Source organism: Spirulina subsalsa FACHB-351 (assembly GCF_026130165.1).
Taxonomy (GTDB): domain Bacteria; phylum Cyanobacteriota; class Cyanobacteriia; order Cyanobacteriales; family Spirulinaceae; genus Spirulina_A; species Spirulina_A subsalsa_A.
Genome location: NZ_JAIHOM010000039.1, coordinates 24703 through 41576, shown reverse-complemented (window position 1 = coordinate 41576; position 16874 = coordinate 24703). Strand labels below are relative to the sequence as shown.

Below are 16874 nucleotides of genomic sequence, written 5' to 3'. Positions count from 1 at the left end.
CGATTTACCCCCCCATCTCGCCCCCATTTTCGCCGTCCTTTCTGGGGAACCCTTACCCGTAGATGTGATTGCCCAAAAGGTTAACCTAGATATATCAACCGTATCCGTCGCCTTATTCGACTTAGAATTAATGGGTTTAGCTACCGCCTTACCGGGGATGTTGTATCAACGGTGTTGATTTGACTAGCCAAAACGGTTCTAGGCGCACCATAATCCCCGGATTATCCCTCCCCGGGGGTTTTTGTCAACAGGAAAAGCGTGGTAGCGTGGTAACGACTTCTGGAAAACTCCTAGATTCAGGAGTATTGTTCGCGAAGCCTCCCCAAAGGAGATACCCCAATTAATAGCCGCTCCTGTTCCTCCCCACCCACAAGAGGATGGGGTTTCTCGGAGAAAATTATGAAACATCCCACACTCAAGTATCTGATTCCCCTATTATTTTTAACCAGTGGAAGTATAATTTCCCCAGTCCTCGCTCATGGGAGTCGTGTAGAATATCGCACCACAGAAGCGATCACTCTCAAAGCCTCCTATGACAACGGAGAGATGATGAAAAATGCTCAAGTGACCATATATGCTCCCAATGACCCCCAAACGCCTTGGCTACAAGCAACAACCGATGAAAAAGGAGAATTTGTTTTTACCCCAGATCCCAGCATTCCGGGGAACTGGGAGGTTACGGTTCGTCAAGCCGGACATGGTAATATTGTGAGCATTCCAGTGGGAGACAGCACCACAGAAGCAGGAGAAACTCCAGAGGGAGAAACTCCACCAGTTCGTCAGGCCACAGGGAGCAGTGGAGGATATACTCCTATGCAGAAAGCCGTTATGGCAGGTTTAGGAATTTGGGGGTTTGTGGGAACAGCCCTATTCTTTACAAGGAGAAACGCGGATCATGCACATTCCCGATAGTTTGTTACCTCCGGCGATCGCCATTGGGGGGTACGCCATCACCGGAGGGACAACCTGGTACGCGCTACGGCAAATCAATAAAGACCATGATCCCACCCAGAATATTCCCAAGGCCTCTTTATTAACGGCGGCCTTTTTTGTGGCATCTTTGATTCATTTTCCCGTTCCCCCCAGTAGTATCCACTTGATTCTCAATGGTTTAATGGGGATTATTTTGGGCTATTACGCCTTTCCCGCCATTTTGATTGGTCTATTTTTTCAGGCGGTTTTATTTGGTCATGGGGGAATCTCAACATTGGGAGTGAATGCCTTATTAATGGGAATTCCCGCACTCTATGCTCATCATTGCTATCAATGGGGCCAGGGATGGGTCAAAAAATATCCCCTCGGCTCCACCATTTGGACATTTTTCACCTCAGCCAGTGCCTTATTGCTCTCCGCATTTCTGTTTGTGAGTGTGGTGATTGCCAATATTCCGGCCGATTTAGACACAGATTTAGAACGTCAGGCCATCTTAATCTCCATGATTGGCTATGGCATTCAATCCTTGATTGAGGGAACCATTGGGGTGATGGTGGTGTCCTTCCTGTGGCGCGTGAAACCAGAACTGTTACCCCACGGGGGCGAGAGGGGGTCGCCATTCTAGGCATCGACCGTTATGCTCATCTCAAATCCCCGGTTCACCGTTGGCAACATCCCCCCAAGTTGTTAGGTTTGTTAAGTTTAATTTTCACCTTTGCGGGGGTGGAACGGTTACAACTTTTACCCTTGATGGTGGGGGTAACGGCGGGCTTATATGCCCTGTCTCGCCTGCCCTTCTCCTTCCTGTGGGGTCATTTACGCTATCCGGGGTTATTTATCGCGGGGGTGGTGGTGTTTTTGCCCTTGGTGCAGGGAGAAACGGTGATTGTCCAATGGGGAGCGGTGGCTGTGCGTTGGGAAGGCTGTTTAACGGTGGTGTTGATTGTGACGCGCTTTGTCTGTATCGTTACGGTGAGTTTAGTCCTGTTTGGGACAGCTCCTTTTGTTAGTAGTTTAAAGGCCATGCGCTCCCTCGGATTGCCCAAATTATTGGTCGATATGGCCCTGTTAACCTATCGTTATTTGGAAGAGTTGGCCGAGATGCGGTTACGGATGCAACGAGCCATGACCTTACGGGGGTTTAGGGGCGATCGCCTCACAAAACGCAATTTAGAACGGTTGGCGGATTTGGTGGGGACTTTATTGGTGCGCAGTTATGAACAGTCCCAACGGGTCTATCAAGCCATGATTTTACGCGGATATGGCCAACCCACAACGGAACAGGATCAAACATGGCAAGGGATTCATGCTTATAGTTGGTGGGGGTTGGTGCTGACTCTGGTTATCGCCTGTAGTTTCTGGATTGCTCCCTTGGTGTTGTGACTACTGGGAATATCACGCAAATCTTGACAAACTGGGAGAGGATTGGTTATCTTGTATAAGTGTGAGGAGCGAACCAGTAAAGAGAACCGAGACGAAACACGGCAAGTCGTCGGTTCTCTTTCTGATCTAAGGGTTCTGGCTTTTCCTCTCACGGCTCAAATCCATCTTTTTTTCTCATTTCAAGATTTTGGTTTGAATGGGTTTGTCCCTTTGGGAGCAGAGGCTAATATCCGCCATAATACGGAGAACACTACGCAAAAATACGGAAGCGGAGGGAGAACATTAATCATGGTGCAATCAGGTTCTTTTGATGCTTCTACTCCGTTGGGGGAGTTTTTCACCTTGGGAGATTTCTGCACTTGTAGCCAAACTTATCAAAAATACGCGGCTCACATTAATCCTTTTCCCCAAACTGAGGAGTCTGTGCAAGCCTTAAAGGAGTTAAATTACTATTTACTGGATCCGATTACCCGGCATTTTGGACGCGATCGCCTACAACTCACCTATGGCTTCTGTTCACCGGATTTAAAGCGTTATCTCAACCAAAAAGATCCTCACACTGGCCTCAAAAACGGTCGCATTGATCCCAGTCGGGATCAACATATGGCCCATGAGCGCAACCGCAAAGGGAATTATTTTTGCGATCGCCTCGGAGCCGCTTGTGATTTTCTGGTGGCAGGGGTGGGAAGTGATCAGGTGATGCAGTGGATTTTAGACAGTCAACTCCCCTTTGATTCCTTGTATTTTTACGGGATAACTCGTCCCCTCCATCTGAGCTATGGTCCCCAACAGAAGCGAGCTATTTGGGGGTTTACTCCCACGGGACAACCTCGACGACTCCCTCTCATTGTCCCCTAAGAACCGCCCCTTTCCCCCCTTCCAATTCAGTCCAACGGTTCTACTAAGATTGTTCAAGCATTTGCATTAAACGCTGAATGTCAAAATATTCCGCCATGAGTTCACGAATGCAATGGACTTTGATTGACTCTTGTAGACGGACTTGGCCAAAGGTGCGATCGACAATTTCCACCGTGGTTAGGGTATCGAGATCCACCGATAAAATGGGGATTTCCAAATCCTCCGCCCGATTGATAATAAAATCCGGCGGGGGTGTATGTCCGGTTAAAATGAGGCAGTTGGTCGAAGTTTCCAGGGCGGCCATTTGGAGTTCACTGCGATCGCCTCCCGTCACCACCGCCATATTCTCGCCCTTGCGGAAATACTCCAGCGCCGAGTTAACATTCATCGCCCCAATCGTGAGGTGTTCCACCATTAAATCTAACCGATCGGGCCGACAGAGGACTTTAGCTCCCAACTGTTTCGTTAACTCCCGCACACTGACACTGCGTAACAAACTGCTGCGCGGCATCATACCTAGGACAGGAATCCCCCGACTTTCGAGAAAAGGCTGTAAGTGTTGCCTTACCGTTTCCTGGTCTTGGGGTCCGATATCATTAATCAAAACCCCAAATAGGCGATCGCCCAGTTGATCTTGAGCATCTAGCAATTGATCCACTAACAACAGAGAATGATAGCGTGCCACAATCATAACCATCGCTTGACTGTGGGCGGCAATCTCCTTGAGTGAGAGGTTAAATAAACGCCCCTCAGACAGCGTGCCTAACCCCTCTAGGAGGACTAAATCCCCCTCCACTTGAGCTAAAGACTGTTGGAGTTGTTCGACATAATAACTCCCCGGTTCGTGGTGCAGTCCTTTTTCTACCGTCGGTTCGTCTAAAAATAATAGAGGGACTTGGGTTTGTTGTTCAGTGAGACCGAGGACTTGGCGAATAAACTTCACATCCGCATCTTCCCCGGCCTCATTCCTGTCCTCCCCTCCGTGACTCAAGGGCTTTCCGTAGCCGATAGAGACGCCTTGGGCGCGAAGTTGATGAGCCAGTCCTAAAATTGTGGCAGACTTCCCACTAAAAGGTTCTGTAGAACCAACCAAGAGATATCTAGATTTTGGCACACCCTCACTCCTATAAATGTGTTAGCAGTTAATGAATATTCCTATTGGATCGTGAATGGATGGATTAGGGGCGAGAATCAGCCCTTTGCCCTCTAGTTGAACTAGAATCTACCAGTTCAAGAGGAAGAATCATCCTTTTGTAGAAGTTTTCGATAAAATTGCCGAGAAAAATCCGTGTGATTAGTGCGTTTGTAGGACATAATCACATCCATCAGGTGATCTACAAACTCAGAATTTTGTAAATCCACCTCATAACTTAATTCTGCGTTGCCATCAAACTGAAGACGACAACGGGTTAATTCTGAGGGTAATTTAGACACAAACCAGGTTGCCACAAAGGGGATATTGTCGCTGCCCTCAATTTGCCGTTCCCCTTCGAGGGAACCCTGTTGATATAAACCAATGGCCAGGGGGAGAAGTTGGCGCTTTTGCCCTTGGAAATAGGGGACATAAACCATCGCGTCGGCTTTGCTGGCGGGTTTTAAGTTCTCTAGAGACATGGAATCCCTCTCTAATAGCCAAAATGGGGAAAGGTTGAGGGCGGAGGTGCAGTAATGGGGGATTACTCCCATTCCATCCGCCCTGTTGTGATTTTAGGCTTTGTTGGGGGCTTTGGTCGCAATTTTCCTGAAAATTTCCCCTTGCCTAGGAGTTGGAGGACACAACAGCTTCCTCGGGACGATAACGGATTCCCGCTTGTTTGAGTCGTCTGAGGGCTTCTCCGAGGCGATCGCAATCGGCAATCAAACTCAGCCGCACATAGCCCTCTCCAGCTTCCCCAAAGGCACTCCCCGGAGTCAACACCACCCCGGTTTTTTGCAGCACATCTAACGCAAAATCCGTGGAGTTGGTGCCAATAGGACAAGGCACCCATAAATACATCGTCGCTTGAGAGGGGGGAACCTCCCAGCCTAACTCCGCCAGACCTTTAATCATAAAATCCCGGCGGGTGCGATACCGATCTTGGGCTTGGTGGACATACTCATCGGGCAACTGTAACGCCGTTTCGGCTGCTGTTTGCACCACGGAGAAAATCCCGTAGTCTAAGTTGGTTTTGAGCGTGCGTAGTCCTTGAATCACTTGGGAATTCCCCACCACAAAGCCCACCCGCCACCCAGCCATAGTGTAGGTTTTGGAGAGAGTATGGAATTCAATCCCGAGGTCTTTGCCGCCGGGGATTTGTAACAAACTGGTGGGAACATAGCCATCAAAGGCTAACTCGGCATAACACAAATCGTGAACCAGCACAATTTGATAGTGCCGGGCAAACTCCACAATTTCCTCAAAAAAGTGCCGGGGGGCGGTGGCGGTGGTGGGGTTGTTGGGATAGTTAAAATAGAGCAGTTTCGCCCGTCGGGCAATGTCTTCCGGGATGGTGCTTAGATCCATCACCCAGTTTTGTTCCGCTTTCAGGTCCACTTGATAAACGTCCCCTTGGGCAATCAGGGGGCCGCGGAAATGGGCGGGATAGGCCGGGCTGGGGACAATCACCACGTCGCCGGGATCTACATAAGCTAGGGCGAGATGGGTGAGGCCTTCCTTGGAGCCTAGGAGGGGTAGGGCTTCACTATCTGGGTCTAATTCTACTTGGTATTGGCGGTAATACCAGGCGGTAATGGCTTTACGAAAACTGGCTGTGCCTTCAAAGGGGGGATATCCATGATTTTTCGGATTATCCATTGCCGCGATCGCCGCCTCAATCACGGGTTTGGGTGGAGATCCGTCGGGATTGCCCATGCCCAAATCAATCAAATCCAGCCCTTGTTCTCTCGCATGGGCTTTCAGTTCATCCAAACGAGCAAAGACGTAGGTAGGAAGCGCGCTAAGGCGTTTAGCCGGAGTAAGCCAGTTTAAACTCATTGCAACACAACTGGGAAAAAGAAAAATAAACAACCGTACAGTTAAGACATGGAACCATCAAACAATCACCATCCCCCACTGAGTCCTTGCATGATGGCACATTTTCGATTTTTTCTCTAGGCACAATTCCTAAGATTTTTGGACAATCAGAGAAGGTTCAGGGGGAGCAGGGGAGCGGGGGAGCAGGGGAGCGGGGGAGTCGGGTGTAATGTCATTGACCAACTTTGACTAACTTTAGCCAGAAACCGGGTTGCATTCATTGTCTAGTTTTCTCGATACACCCTAGCAAAAACCCGGTTTCTCATGTCAATTATCAATTCCCTATTCCCTATTACCTATTCCCTGTTCCCTATTCCCCAAGTTATTCAGCAAGCCCTAATTATCAATTCTCAATTCTCCCGACTCCCGCCCTTTCCCGAAACAACCTTTACAGCAGTTTCCGCCGTTTCTCGGGACAAATCGGGGAGGAGAGTTGTGGAAACCATTGCCGCCATGAGTTGTTCTGGGGTGACGGGGAAGGGTAAACGGTGAATGTCCGATTGGGGATGACAGGCCATTTCGGCGCTGTGACGGAGTTGGGCTAATGTCACCTCCCCTAAGCCCAAATCTTCTAAGGTTTGGGGTAAACCAATGGCTTGATAAAATTTCAGCAACTGTTGACGGGCGGTGAGAGCCAGTTGATTTTCTTGTACCATCTCCTCTAGGCGCAATTGAACCAAGATGCCATAGGCCACTTTTTCGCCGTGTAAGGCGTGGTGGGCGGCCCGAATGTGAGTTAAGCCATTATGAACGGCGTGGGCGGCTACAGTGCGACAATTTGCCCCACCGAGGCCACCGATGACACCCGCCAACAAGACGGTGGCATCTACTACGGCACACCAATCCTCACCGCCGGGATTTTGAAGGGCGAGGGGGGATTTTTGGAAGAGAATATCACGGAGGACGCGGGCTTGTTGGACGGCGGCGATGATCAGGGTTTCGGCGGAGTTGCCACTACTGACGGAGGCTTCATACCATTTGGCGATCGCATCCCCAATCCCTGCCACTAGAGTCCGTTGGGGGGCCGTTTGAATCAAGCTGTAGTCTAAAATCAGTAATTCGGGACAGTGGGAGAGGGGAACATCGTATTGAAAGGCTCCCTCATCGGAGTAAATATTAGATAAAGCCGTCCAAGCGGCACAAGTCGCCCCAGAGGTGGGCAGGGTGACAACAGGTAATTGACATTGATGGGCGAGGAGTTTGGCGGTGTCCATGGCTTTCCCGCCCCCTACCCCAAGGATGACATCGGCCTGATGTTGCTTTACGCTTTGGTGCAGTTGGGCGAGGGAATTTTCCGAACAATCGGGGCTATAACTGGCAAAGTCTAAGTTGAGGGGATGAGTTTGTCCCAGTTGACGGAGGAGAGGGGTGAGTTGTTGTAAGGTGCGATCGCCTCCCACCACTAGAGGGCGTTTTCCCAGTTGGGCCATTGCCTCTCCAGAGGATTGTAATATCTCATGACCCCGCAACACTTGCCGGGGAGCGACTTGTAGGGCATGAATCACGGGCTGGGGAGATGCTAATTCAGGCATAGTCAATGGATATATTTTGGGTTCATGGGCAGTGGATTCAGCCATCCTAACAAAAGTTTAGGGAATTCTTAGGAAGGAGTCTGATTTCTTTAACAAGATTACCGGGAATTGCCCTTGCTCACATTAAAGATAAAATAAACCTATGCCAACTTTAGATAGAGGATAGCTACAAGCCAGAATGGTAAAGATTGCCGTCGTTGATTATGATATGGGAAATTTGCACTCCGCTTGTAAGGGGTTGGAAAATGCGGGTGCAACACCGATTATTACGGACTCTCCGGAGGTGATTGAGGCTGCGGACGCGGTGGTTTTGCCGGGGGTAGGCTCTTTTGATCCGGCTGTGCAACATTTGCGATCGCGCCATCTCGAAGAACCCCTCAAACAAGTGATTCGGCAAGGGAAACCCTTCCTCGGGATTTGTCTAGGGCTACAGATTCTCTTTGAGGGGTCAGAAGAAGGCAAAGAACTGGGATTAGGCATTATTCCAGGTAAGGTGCGACGGTTTAAATCTGAACCTAATCTGGTCATCCCTCACATGGGTTGGAATCAACTCACCCTCACCCAAAGTCATCATTTCCTCTGGGATAAATTACCCCCGTCTCCCTATGTGTATTTTGTCCACTCCTACTATGTAGACCCCGTAGACCCGGCTGTGCGTGCGGCTACGGTGGTTCATGGTTCGCAAACGGTTACGGCGGCGATCGCACAGGATAACGTCGCCGCCGTTCAATTCCACCCAGAAAAGTCCTCTACGAGTGGGTTACAGATTCTCTCCAATTTTGTCAATCAATTATCTTGAATCTGAGCGAAAGACTCCCGATGCTCTTGGCCTATAACTTTGGGTCTTAACTAGTCAAGATTGCCCATTCCCTTGTTGAGTCTAGCGTTGGTTTTTTTCAGCAAGCCCTAAGTATTTTTTAGCCTGACAGGGAGGTTTTGGCAGCTAGAGTTTGGACTAACTAGGCAAGAAAGCTACAATGATGATGGAGCAACCCGGACTTACAGTCATCGCACTGGGGGTCAAGCTGCTTAGAGAGGATAAGGTGATCGGGAATGCCTCTAATCAGACATCTAGCGCCTTCCGTGGAAGCAGGAAAGCCCTGGGGCGATACGGGGAGGTCTGCGCTCTAGCCTTTGCAGTCAGCATCAGGAGCAAGTCACGGTTGGATTATGTTACTTGACTATGCAGAGCCATTCCTTTGGATTATGTTACTTGACTATGCAGAGCGATTCCTTCTCTTCTATTGACGTAACCGAGGCGATTTTTCCCCATCCTCACGTCATTTCCCCCACGGCCACCCTCGTTGAGGCCATTGCTCTGATGAGTGGCTTATGTACTCCAGAATCTGCCTCCCCTGCCCCCCAAGCCCCCGGGGAATATGGGGGGGGAGTCTCTAGTTGTGTTTTGGTCGTAGTCGAGACGGATTCCGACCAAGACCAGGGCAGACAGCTTGTGGGAATTTTGACGGAACGGGATATTGTCCGTCTGAGCGCCCAACAGAGGGACATTAGAGAACTGTCTGTGGGGGAGGTGATGACTCAACCGGTTCTTACACTCCGCCCCTCAGAACTCACGGATATTTTCAGTCTTTTACATTTTCTCGAACAGCATTGCCTGCGTCATGTCCCCATCGTCGATGAACAAGAGCGGCTGATGGGGCTAATCAGCCATGAATCCTTACGAAACCTAGCCCGTCCGGCGGATTTGTTGCGCTTGCGGTCTGTGCAAGAAGTAATGACTCAGAAGGTTTTGACGGCTCATCCGGATACTTCCATGTTGGAGATTGCTCAGTTATTAGCCGAAAATCGGCTCTCTTCTGTCATTCTCACCCGCCCTCCAGAAAGAGGGGACTTAAGGGAGTATCCGTTGGGAATTGTGACCGAGCGCGATGTGGTGAAATTCCAAGTGCTGGGGGGAAACTTGGGGGAAACTCGGGCTGAGGAGGTGATGAGTTCCCCCCTGTTTACGATGCGCCCCGAGGCCGACCTCTGGGCAGCACAACAAGAGATGGAAAAACGCCGGATTCGGCGAGTGGTTGTGACAGGAGAAGGCGGAGAACTGTTGGGAATTATCACACAAACTAGCTTGCTCCAAGCATTTAACCCCCTTGAACTGTATCGTCTCGCCGAAGTCTTAGAACAAAAAGTCGCTCGCTTAGAGGTCGAACGAGTGACTCTGCTCGAACGTCGGACTCGGGAACTTGAACAACAAGTGGAAGAACGCACCCAGATCATTGAAGCCCAGGCAGAGCGTGTCCGTCTCTTGTTGGAGATTGCCACTAGCCTGCGGAATTCCCTCGATTTACCGACCATTCTCCAGACTGCCGTGGATGAAGTGCGGCAGGTCTTGCAGTGCGACCGTGTGATGATCTACCAACTGGAGGAGGGCTTGAGGGGAGAGATTATCGCGGAATCGATGATTTCCGGTGGGCGTTCTGTGCTGCATCGGGAAGCGAATGATCCCTGTGTGACTTCAGAGTGGCTAGAATCCTATCGTCAAGGTCGGGTGCGGGTGGTGCGGGATATTTATGATGAGTCCATAAGTCTGTGCCATCAGGAGATGTTGTTAAGCTTTGAGATCCGAGCCAAGTTGATGGTGCCGATTGTGTTGGAGGATCATCTCTGGGGGTTAATGATTGCCAGTTGCCGCGACCAGCCGCGAGACTGGCAAACTTGGGAAATTGAACTGTTACAAGCCCTGTCTTTACAATTGGCGATCGCACTGCAACAAGCCAGCCAACACCAACAACTCCAGAACGAAATCCGGGAACGGCAGCAAGCCCAACAAGACCTAGCCGCCCTGAATGCCCAACTAGAAGCCCGGGTCGCCCAACGCACTGCCGAACTGGAAAGCCGGGAAGCCCGCTATCACGCCCTCATGGAAGGGGCCAGCGATGCTATTCTCCTCACCACCCCCCAAGGCTACATTATTGAGGCGAACGCCGCCGCCGAGGAATTATTTGGCTACTCCCGCTCAGAATTGACCCAAATGCACTACTCCCAACTCTGTCCCCCCGAAGAGTTACACCCCATGACTCAGGTCTGGGAATCCCTTGTGAATCCCCAACAGCGAATTCTCTGGGACGGACTCATCCTCCATGCTGACGGCCATTCAATTCCCGTAGCCCTTTCGGGAACCATGATTCAAGTGGGGGATAGTATCATTTTTCAAGGCATCTTGCGGGATATTAGCGCTCGTCAACAAGCCGAAGCCACCTTAGCCCAACTCTCTCAACGCTTAAGCATTGCCCTCTCCTCCGCCGCTCTGGGCTGTTGGGAGTGGGATATTGCCCAAAATTGTCTGACTTGGGATAAGCGGATGTATGCCCTCTATGGGATTGAGCCTAGTCCAACGGATGACCCATCCGGAGTCACGATGCCCTATGAAGTCTGGTCTAAGGGAGTCCACCCTGAAGATCGTCAACGGACGGAAACCCTGCTCCAACAAGCACTATTAGGAGCAGCCGAATACAATACCGAATTTCGGGTAGTCCATCCCGATGGCAGCCTGCACTATATTCGGGCCTATGGGGTAGTCCTGCGGGATGGGGCCGGCCATCCCCAAAGTATGATTGGGGTCAACTTAGATGTCACCGACACCCATCAAGCTCAACGGGAGTTGCAGGCCAGTGAAACCCGTTTTCGGCAAGTGTTTGATTCCAATGTGGTGGGCATGATGTTCACCAACTTTACTGGAGACATCACCGAGGCCAATGATCGCTTTTTAGCCATGCTGGGCTATAACCGGGATGACCTCAACGCCGGACGACTGAACTGGGCAGACCTGACCCCCCCAGAATATCAACAGCAGGATGTAGAAGCGATCTATCATCTGCTGACCTATAATTTCATTGACCCCTTTGAAAAGGTCTATCTCCACCAAGACGGGCATCCCGTGGCCGTGTTGCTGGGGGTGGCGATGGTTTGCCCGGCTGAGGGAACTTGTGTCTGTGTGGTGGTGGATATTAGCGATCGCAAACAAGCCGAAATTGCCCTACAAGAAAGCCAACTGCGCTTAGAACTCGCTCTCGAATCCTCCAATACTGGGCTGTGGGACTGGAATATGCCAACCGGAACGGTTTGGTTCAATAAACAGTGGAAAGCCATGTTAGGCTACGGGGAAGATGAGCTGGAAAACCAATTGAGCGAGTGGGAAAGTCGCGTTCATCCCGACGATTTAGCCCATACCTACCAAGAGGTGGAACAGCATAGACAAGGGCAAACCGACGTTTATCGCAATGAACATCGTCTACGTGGTAAAGACGGCTCCTATCGCTGGATTTTAGCCCAAGGACGCATTATAGAATGGGATGGAGCGGGCAACCCCCTACGGTTTATTGGCACCCATACGGATATTAGCGATCGCAAAAACAACGAACTTGAACGCCAAAAACTGCTCCAAGAACTGAGTTCCTTTAAATTTGCCCTTGATCAATCAGCCATTGTTGTCACCACCAACCTCAAAGGTAAAATTCTCTACGTCAATGACCGCTTCGAGTCCATTTCCGGCTATAGCCAAGCAGAAATCCTAGGCAAAACTCCTCGGATTCTCAATTCTCAGCACCATCCCCCGGAATTTTTTGCCCATCTCTGGACAACCATTTTAAACGGCCAAGTCTGGCGCAACGAAATTTGTAACCGCGCCAAGAACGGCCAAATTTACTGGGTTGATGCAACCATCATCCCCTTTCTCAACCCCCAAGGTCAACCCACTCAATTTTTATCCATTCAATTTGATATTACCCCCCGTAAACAGGTAGAACTCGACCTAGCTAGTAGCAATTCTCTCCTCTCTACCATTACCCATGCTCAAGCGCAATTCATCACTGCCGCCAATCGTCTGAGGATTTTTGAAGGCTTGTTAGATGGTCTCTTAGAGTTGACCAATAGTGAATATGGATTTATTGGCGAGATCCTCTTCCGAGGAGACGGAATCGCCCACATGGAGGAAAATTTTCTCAAAATCCGTGGAGTTCCCTATTTACAAACCCATAGCATTACCAATATTGCTTGGGATACCGCCACAGAGCAATTCTATCAAGACAATTATGAAAAAGGGATGGAGTTTAGCAACCTCCAAACCCTTTTTGGTGCGGTCATTTTGACCGGAAAACCCGTCATTGCCAATCATGCCATCACCGATCCCCGTCGAGGGGGTATCCCCACAGGTCATCCCCCACTGGAGGCATTTTTAGGGATTCCCTTTTTCAAAGGCCCTGAACTGATCGGCATGGTCGGAATTGCCAATCGTCCGGGAGGTTATAACGAGAGCATCATTGAAACACTCGGACCATTCTTAACCACCTGTAGTAATTTGATTGAAGGTTATCGCATGGATCGCCATCGGCAAAAGGCCGAAGCCATGATTGCCCAGCAACTTCGACAGCGCACAGTCCTGGGCCAGATTGTGCAACAGATTCGTGAATCCCTAAACCTACAAGAAATTTTAGCCATTACCACCCAACGAGTGCGGGAAATTTTGCAAGGGGATCGGGTCATTGTCTTCCGCCTCTTTGACCGTAGCAGGACATCCATTCTGGCGGAAGCGGTTTCTGAGGATTTGCCGAGTCTCAAGCCAATGAACTGCGAAGATGAAGAATGGTCGTCAGAAGTCCTCCAGTTCTATTGGCAAGGCCAGCCCCGGATTGTTCCAGATGTAATGAATGATCCTTGGACCCCTTGTCTCCTCGACTATTCTCACCAGGGACAGATTCAATCCAAGATTGTTGCCCCCATTTTGCAGGAAATCCATAATGGGGAAATGGGGAATGGAGAAATGGGGAATGGGGAAATAGATTCTTGGACAGATCCGCAGTCAGGGAATAAACTATGGGGTCTCTTAGTGATTCACGCCTGCCATGAACAACGGATTTGGCAAAAGTCCGACGCTGAACTTTTACAGCAAATTGCCAACCAACTGGCGATCGCCATTCAACAATCCCACCTCTTCGAAAAGTTACAAGAGGAACTCACCGAACGTCAACAAACCCAAACCCAACTCACCCAACGCAATGAAGAACTGATCCGCGCTACCCGACTCAAAGATGAATTTCTGGCCAATATGAGCCACGAACTCCGCACCCCCCTTAATGCCATATTAGGAATGACCGAAGGCCTACAGGAAGGTGTATTTGGCCCAGTCAACGATGGCCAGCAGAAAGCCTTAAGCACCATCGAACGCAGTGGCTCCCATTTACTGGCCTTGATTAACGACATTTTAGATGTGGCCAAGATTGAATCCGGGCAGGTGGAGTTAGAATGTGCGCCAACAGCCATCGCCCCCTTGTGTCAATCCAGTATCACCTTTGTCAAACAACAAGCACTCAAAAAGCAGCTGCAACTCTCGGTTAATTTGCCCGTAAACCTGCCCGATATTGTGCTGGATGAGCGGCGCATCCGTCAGGTGTTAATTAATCTGCTCAACAATGCTGTTAAATTTACTCCCGAAGGGGGGTGCGTGACCTTAGAGGTTACGTTACCTACAGAAAAGAACAACCCCCCCTATCTCCGATTTTCCGTCATTGATACGGGTATTGGTATCACCCCGGAAAATCTAACCAAACTGTTTCAACCCTTTGTGCAAATTGACAGCGCCCTCAATCGCCAATATCAAGGCACAGGTTTAGGTTTAGCCCTCACGAAACGGATTGTTGAACTTCATAGCGGACAGGTTGGGGTCAGGAGTGAAGAGGGAAAGGGTAGTTGTTTTATGATTGATTTACCCTATCAGGCCTCGGTGGTTTTTTCCCCACAGACCGACTCCGAGTCTAATTTTGCCCCCCATAATCTGGCAATCCAATCACCGGGTCAGTCTTCTCCCCTGCTGCTTTTAGCTGAAGACAATGAAGCGAATATCAGCACCATTTCCAGTTATTTAATGGCGAAAGGTTATCGGATTGAAGTGGCGAAAAATGGTCAGGAGGCCATTAGTCAGGCTGTGGCTTTATCTCCTGATTTGATCTTAATGGATATTCAAATGCCAGGCATGGATGGACTAGAGGCCATGAAACGGATTCGGGAGATTCCTAAGTTGGCTACAACGCCTATCATTGTCTTAACGGCGTTGGCGATGGACAGTGATCGCGATCGCTGTTTACAAGCGGGAGCGAATGAATACTTGAGTAAGCCCGTGAAATTAAAACAATTAACGATGACCATTCAAGGCATCCTAAATTTTACGCGGGGTGAAAATATCTAGGGCTTGCTGAATATGTCTCTAAGAATAGGGAATAGGGAATAGGTAGAGTTATTCAGCAAGCCCTAATTAATCTAATGACTCGAAATCAAATAATCAGGAATAAGTTATGCCATTTGGTGTACCCACCCTAGCAGACCTGGAAACTATCATTATCCCGTCTCCCCCCCAACTTACCTTAGAGGATAGCCTCCAAGAGGCGATCGCCGCTATCAGTGGGGCAGATTCCTGCTGTGTGGTGATCTCCCAACCGGAGGGCTTTGGGCTGTTGAATGCCGAGGATCTGGTGAGACTATTCGCCCAAGGACAGGACACCCGCCAGCCCCTCGCCACTTTGGACATTAGCCCCGCCCCAACCCTGAACCTGTCGGACTGGCAAGATATTGACCAGATTGGTCAATGTTTTCTGACTGAGGGGGTGCGCCATGTCTTGATTGTGGATGACCAAGGAAACCTAGAAGGGGTCATCAGTCAGGACAAATGGCTTTCACTCCTCACCCCCCACCGGGATATTAAAAAGAATCTCGAACCTTTCTTTACCTTAACCCTGAATCTGCTTTGCATTGCCGATGTCCAAGGGCGATTTATCCGCCTCAATCCCGCCTGGGAAACCACCTTGGGTTATCAGGTCAAAGACCTGGAAGGGCAAATCCTCTTAGATTTCATCCATCCCGAAGACCGCGCCGCCACCCTAGCCGCCATTGAGCAATTGAAGGGACAAGAAAAGGTGGAAGGTTTCGTGAATCGTTATCGCCGTGCCGATGGTCGTTATGTTCAGCTAGAGTGGTACACCCAACCCTACGGCTCTTTCCTCTATGCTGTCGCCCGGAACCTTACCCAGCAACAAGAGATGGAAGAGACCTTAAAAAAACGGGAAGCCCACCTGAATGCCGCCCAACGGATTGCCCATCTCGGCAGTTGGGAGTTTGAAGTCGCCACGGGTAAAATCACTTGGTCTGAGCAGGTTTTTCGGCTGTTGGGGCGCGATATCGCCCTAGGGATGCCGAGTTATGAGGAACTCTTGCAAATCTATCATCCAGAAGATCAGATTTATCATGATCGGGTGGTGGCCGAGGCGATCGCCACCGGAAAACCCTACGATTTGGAATGTCGCGTCTGCCATGAAGACGGCCCCTATACCTACATCCAAGCGCGAGGGGAACCCATTATGGATGCCCAAGGCCAGGTCACGGCTTTAGTCGGTACTGTCTTAGATATTACCGAGCGCAAAACCCACGAAACTGACCTGCTGAGAATCAGCCAGCAACTAGCCGCCTCCAACGAAGAACTGGAAGCCTTTGCCTATTCTGTCTCCCATGATCTGCGCGCTCCCCTGCGAGCCATTGACGGCTTTAGTCAAGCCCTCCTAGAGGACTATGGGGAGCTATTTGACGACATCGCCCAAGACTATTTCGATCGCATCCGCTATAACATTAGTCGGATGAGTCACCTGATCGATGATCTACTGTCTCTGTCGCGGGTATCGCGTTCTGAACTCAAACCGCAACAGGTGAACCTCAGCGCCCTAGCAAGCGCCCTGAGCCAAGATTTGCAAATTCAAGATCCCCAAAGACCCGTAGAATTTATCATTGCGCCGGATCTGAAAGTAACCGCCGATCCTACCTTGATGGCGATCGTCTTAACCAATTTACTGGAAAATGCCTGGAAATTCACCAGCCATCACCCCAGCGCCCGCATTGAATTGGGGGTTATGCCCGGCAAAACCACCCCCGTTTATTTTGTGCGCGATGATGGCGCGGGGTTTGATATGCAATACGCCAAAATGCTTTTTGGAGTGTTCCAACGGCTCCACAATACCGCAGAATTTCCCGGTACAGGCATCGGTTTAGCCACAGTACAACGGATCATCCGTCGCCATGGGGGAAAAATTTGGGCTGAGGGAGCGATCGAACAAGGGGCTACCTTTTATTTTACGATTCCCTAATCGCCCAAGGGAACC

The 16874-nt window shown here is 50.1% G+C and carries 12 protein-coding genes; 8 read left to right on the top strand and 4 right to left on the bottom strand.

All coding sequences use genetic code 11. The features are described from left to right. The 5 genes from K4A83_RS09815 to K4A83_RS09795 form a co-directional block, all read left to right on the top strand. A partial coding sequence (locus tag K4A83_RS09815; protein WP_456154566.1) for a DprA-like winged helix domain-containing protein occupies positions 1–178 on the top strand: 178 nt, incomplete at its 5' end. Between the two features lie 221 nt (positions 179–399). Continuing rightward, complete coding sequence (locus K4A83_RS09810; RefSeq protein ID WP_265264325.1) at positions 400–912, top strand: carboxypeptidase-like regulatory domain-containing protein; 513 nt, start codon at positions 400–402, stop codon at positions 910–912. Further along, on the top strand, positions 896–1558 hold the full coding sequence (cbiM, locus tag K4A83_RS09805) for a cobalt transporter CbiM (RefSeq protein WP_265264324.1): 663 nt from the start codon (positions 896–898) through the stop codon (positions 1556–1558). Before K4A83_RS09810 ends, cbiM begins: the two co-directional genes overlap by 17 nt. Further along, positions 1501–2316, top strand: coding sequence for a cobalt ECF transporter T component CbiQ (gene cbiQ / locus K4A83_RS09800; protein WP_265264323.1), 816 nt, complete (start codon positions 1501–1503; stop codon positions 2314–2316). Before cbiM ends, cbiQ begins: the two co-directional genes overlap by 58 nt. Positions 2317–2604: 288 nt before the next feature. After that, the gene (locus K4A83_RS09795) at positions 2605–3174 is read left to right on the top strand and encodes a hypothetical protein (protein ID WP_265264322.1); all 570 of its coding nucleotides are present in this window, start codon (positions 2605–2607) and stop codon (positions 3172–3174) included. A 43-nt stretch (positions 3175–3217) separates the two neighbouring features. Here K4A83_RS09795 and K4A83_RS09790 read toward each other — a convergent pair whose 3' ends face one another. From K4A83_RS09790 to K4A83_RS09775, 4 genes are all read right to left on the bottom strand, one after another. Further along, complete coding sequence (locus K4A83_RS09790) at positions 3218–4288, bottom strand: phosphotransacetylase family protein (protein ID WP_265264321.1); 1071 nt, start codon at positions 4286–4288, stop codon at positions 3218–3220. Between the two features lie 116 nt (positions 4289–4404). Continuing rightward, on the bottom strand, positions 4405–4788 hold the full coding sequence (gene ebsA / locus K4A83_RS09785; RefSeq protein WP_265264320.1) for a type IV pilus biogenesis protein EbsA: 384 nt from the start codon (positions 4786–4788) through the stop codon (positions 4405–4407). 145 nt (positions 4789–4933) lie between these two features. Continuing rightward, on the bottom strand, positions 4934–6148 hold the full coding sequence (locus tag K4A83_RS09780; protein WP_265264319.1) for an aspartate aminotransferase: 1215 nt from the start codon (positions 6146–6148) through the stop codon (positions 4934–4936). A 389-nt stretch (positions 6149–6537) separates the two neighbouring features. Continuing rightward, positions 6538–7719: an iron-containing alcohol dehydrogenase family protein gene (locus tag K4A83_RS09775; protein WP_265264318.1), complete on the bottom strand. Its 1182-nt coding sequence runs from the start codon at positions 7717–7719 to the stop codon at positions 6538–6540. 178 nt (positions 7720–7897) lie between these two features. On the opposite strand from K4A83_RS09775, the gene hisH reads away from it, so the two are divergent. The 3 genes from hisH (at position 7898) to K4A83_RS09760 (ending at position 16859) form a co-directional block, all read left to right on the top strand. Then, on the top strand, positions 7898–8518 hold the full coding sequence (gene hisH, locus K4A83_RS09770) for an imidazole glycerol phosphate synthase subunit HisH (RefSeq protein ID WP_265264317.1): 621 nt from the start codon (positions 7898–7900) through the stop codon (positions 8516–8518). A gap of 420 nt (positions 8519–8938) precedes the next feature. Further along, a complete protein-coding gene (locus K4A83_RS09765; RefSeq protein ID WP_265264316.1) occupies positions 8939–14917 on the top strand; it encodes a PAS domain S-box protein in 5979 nt (1992 codons plus the stop codon). A gap of 106 nt (positions 14918–15023) precedes the next feature. Then, entirely contained in the window at positions 15024–16859 is a 1836-nt protein-coding gene (locus tag K4A83_RS09760) for a PAS domain-containing protein (protein ID WP_265264315.1), read from the top strand. The last annotated feature ends 15 nt before the right edge of the window (positions 16860–16874 follow it).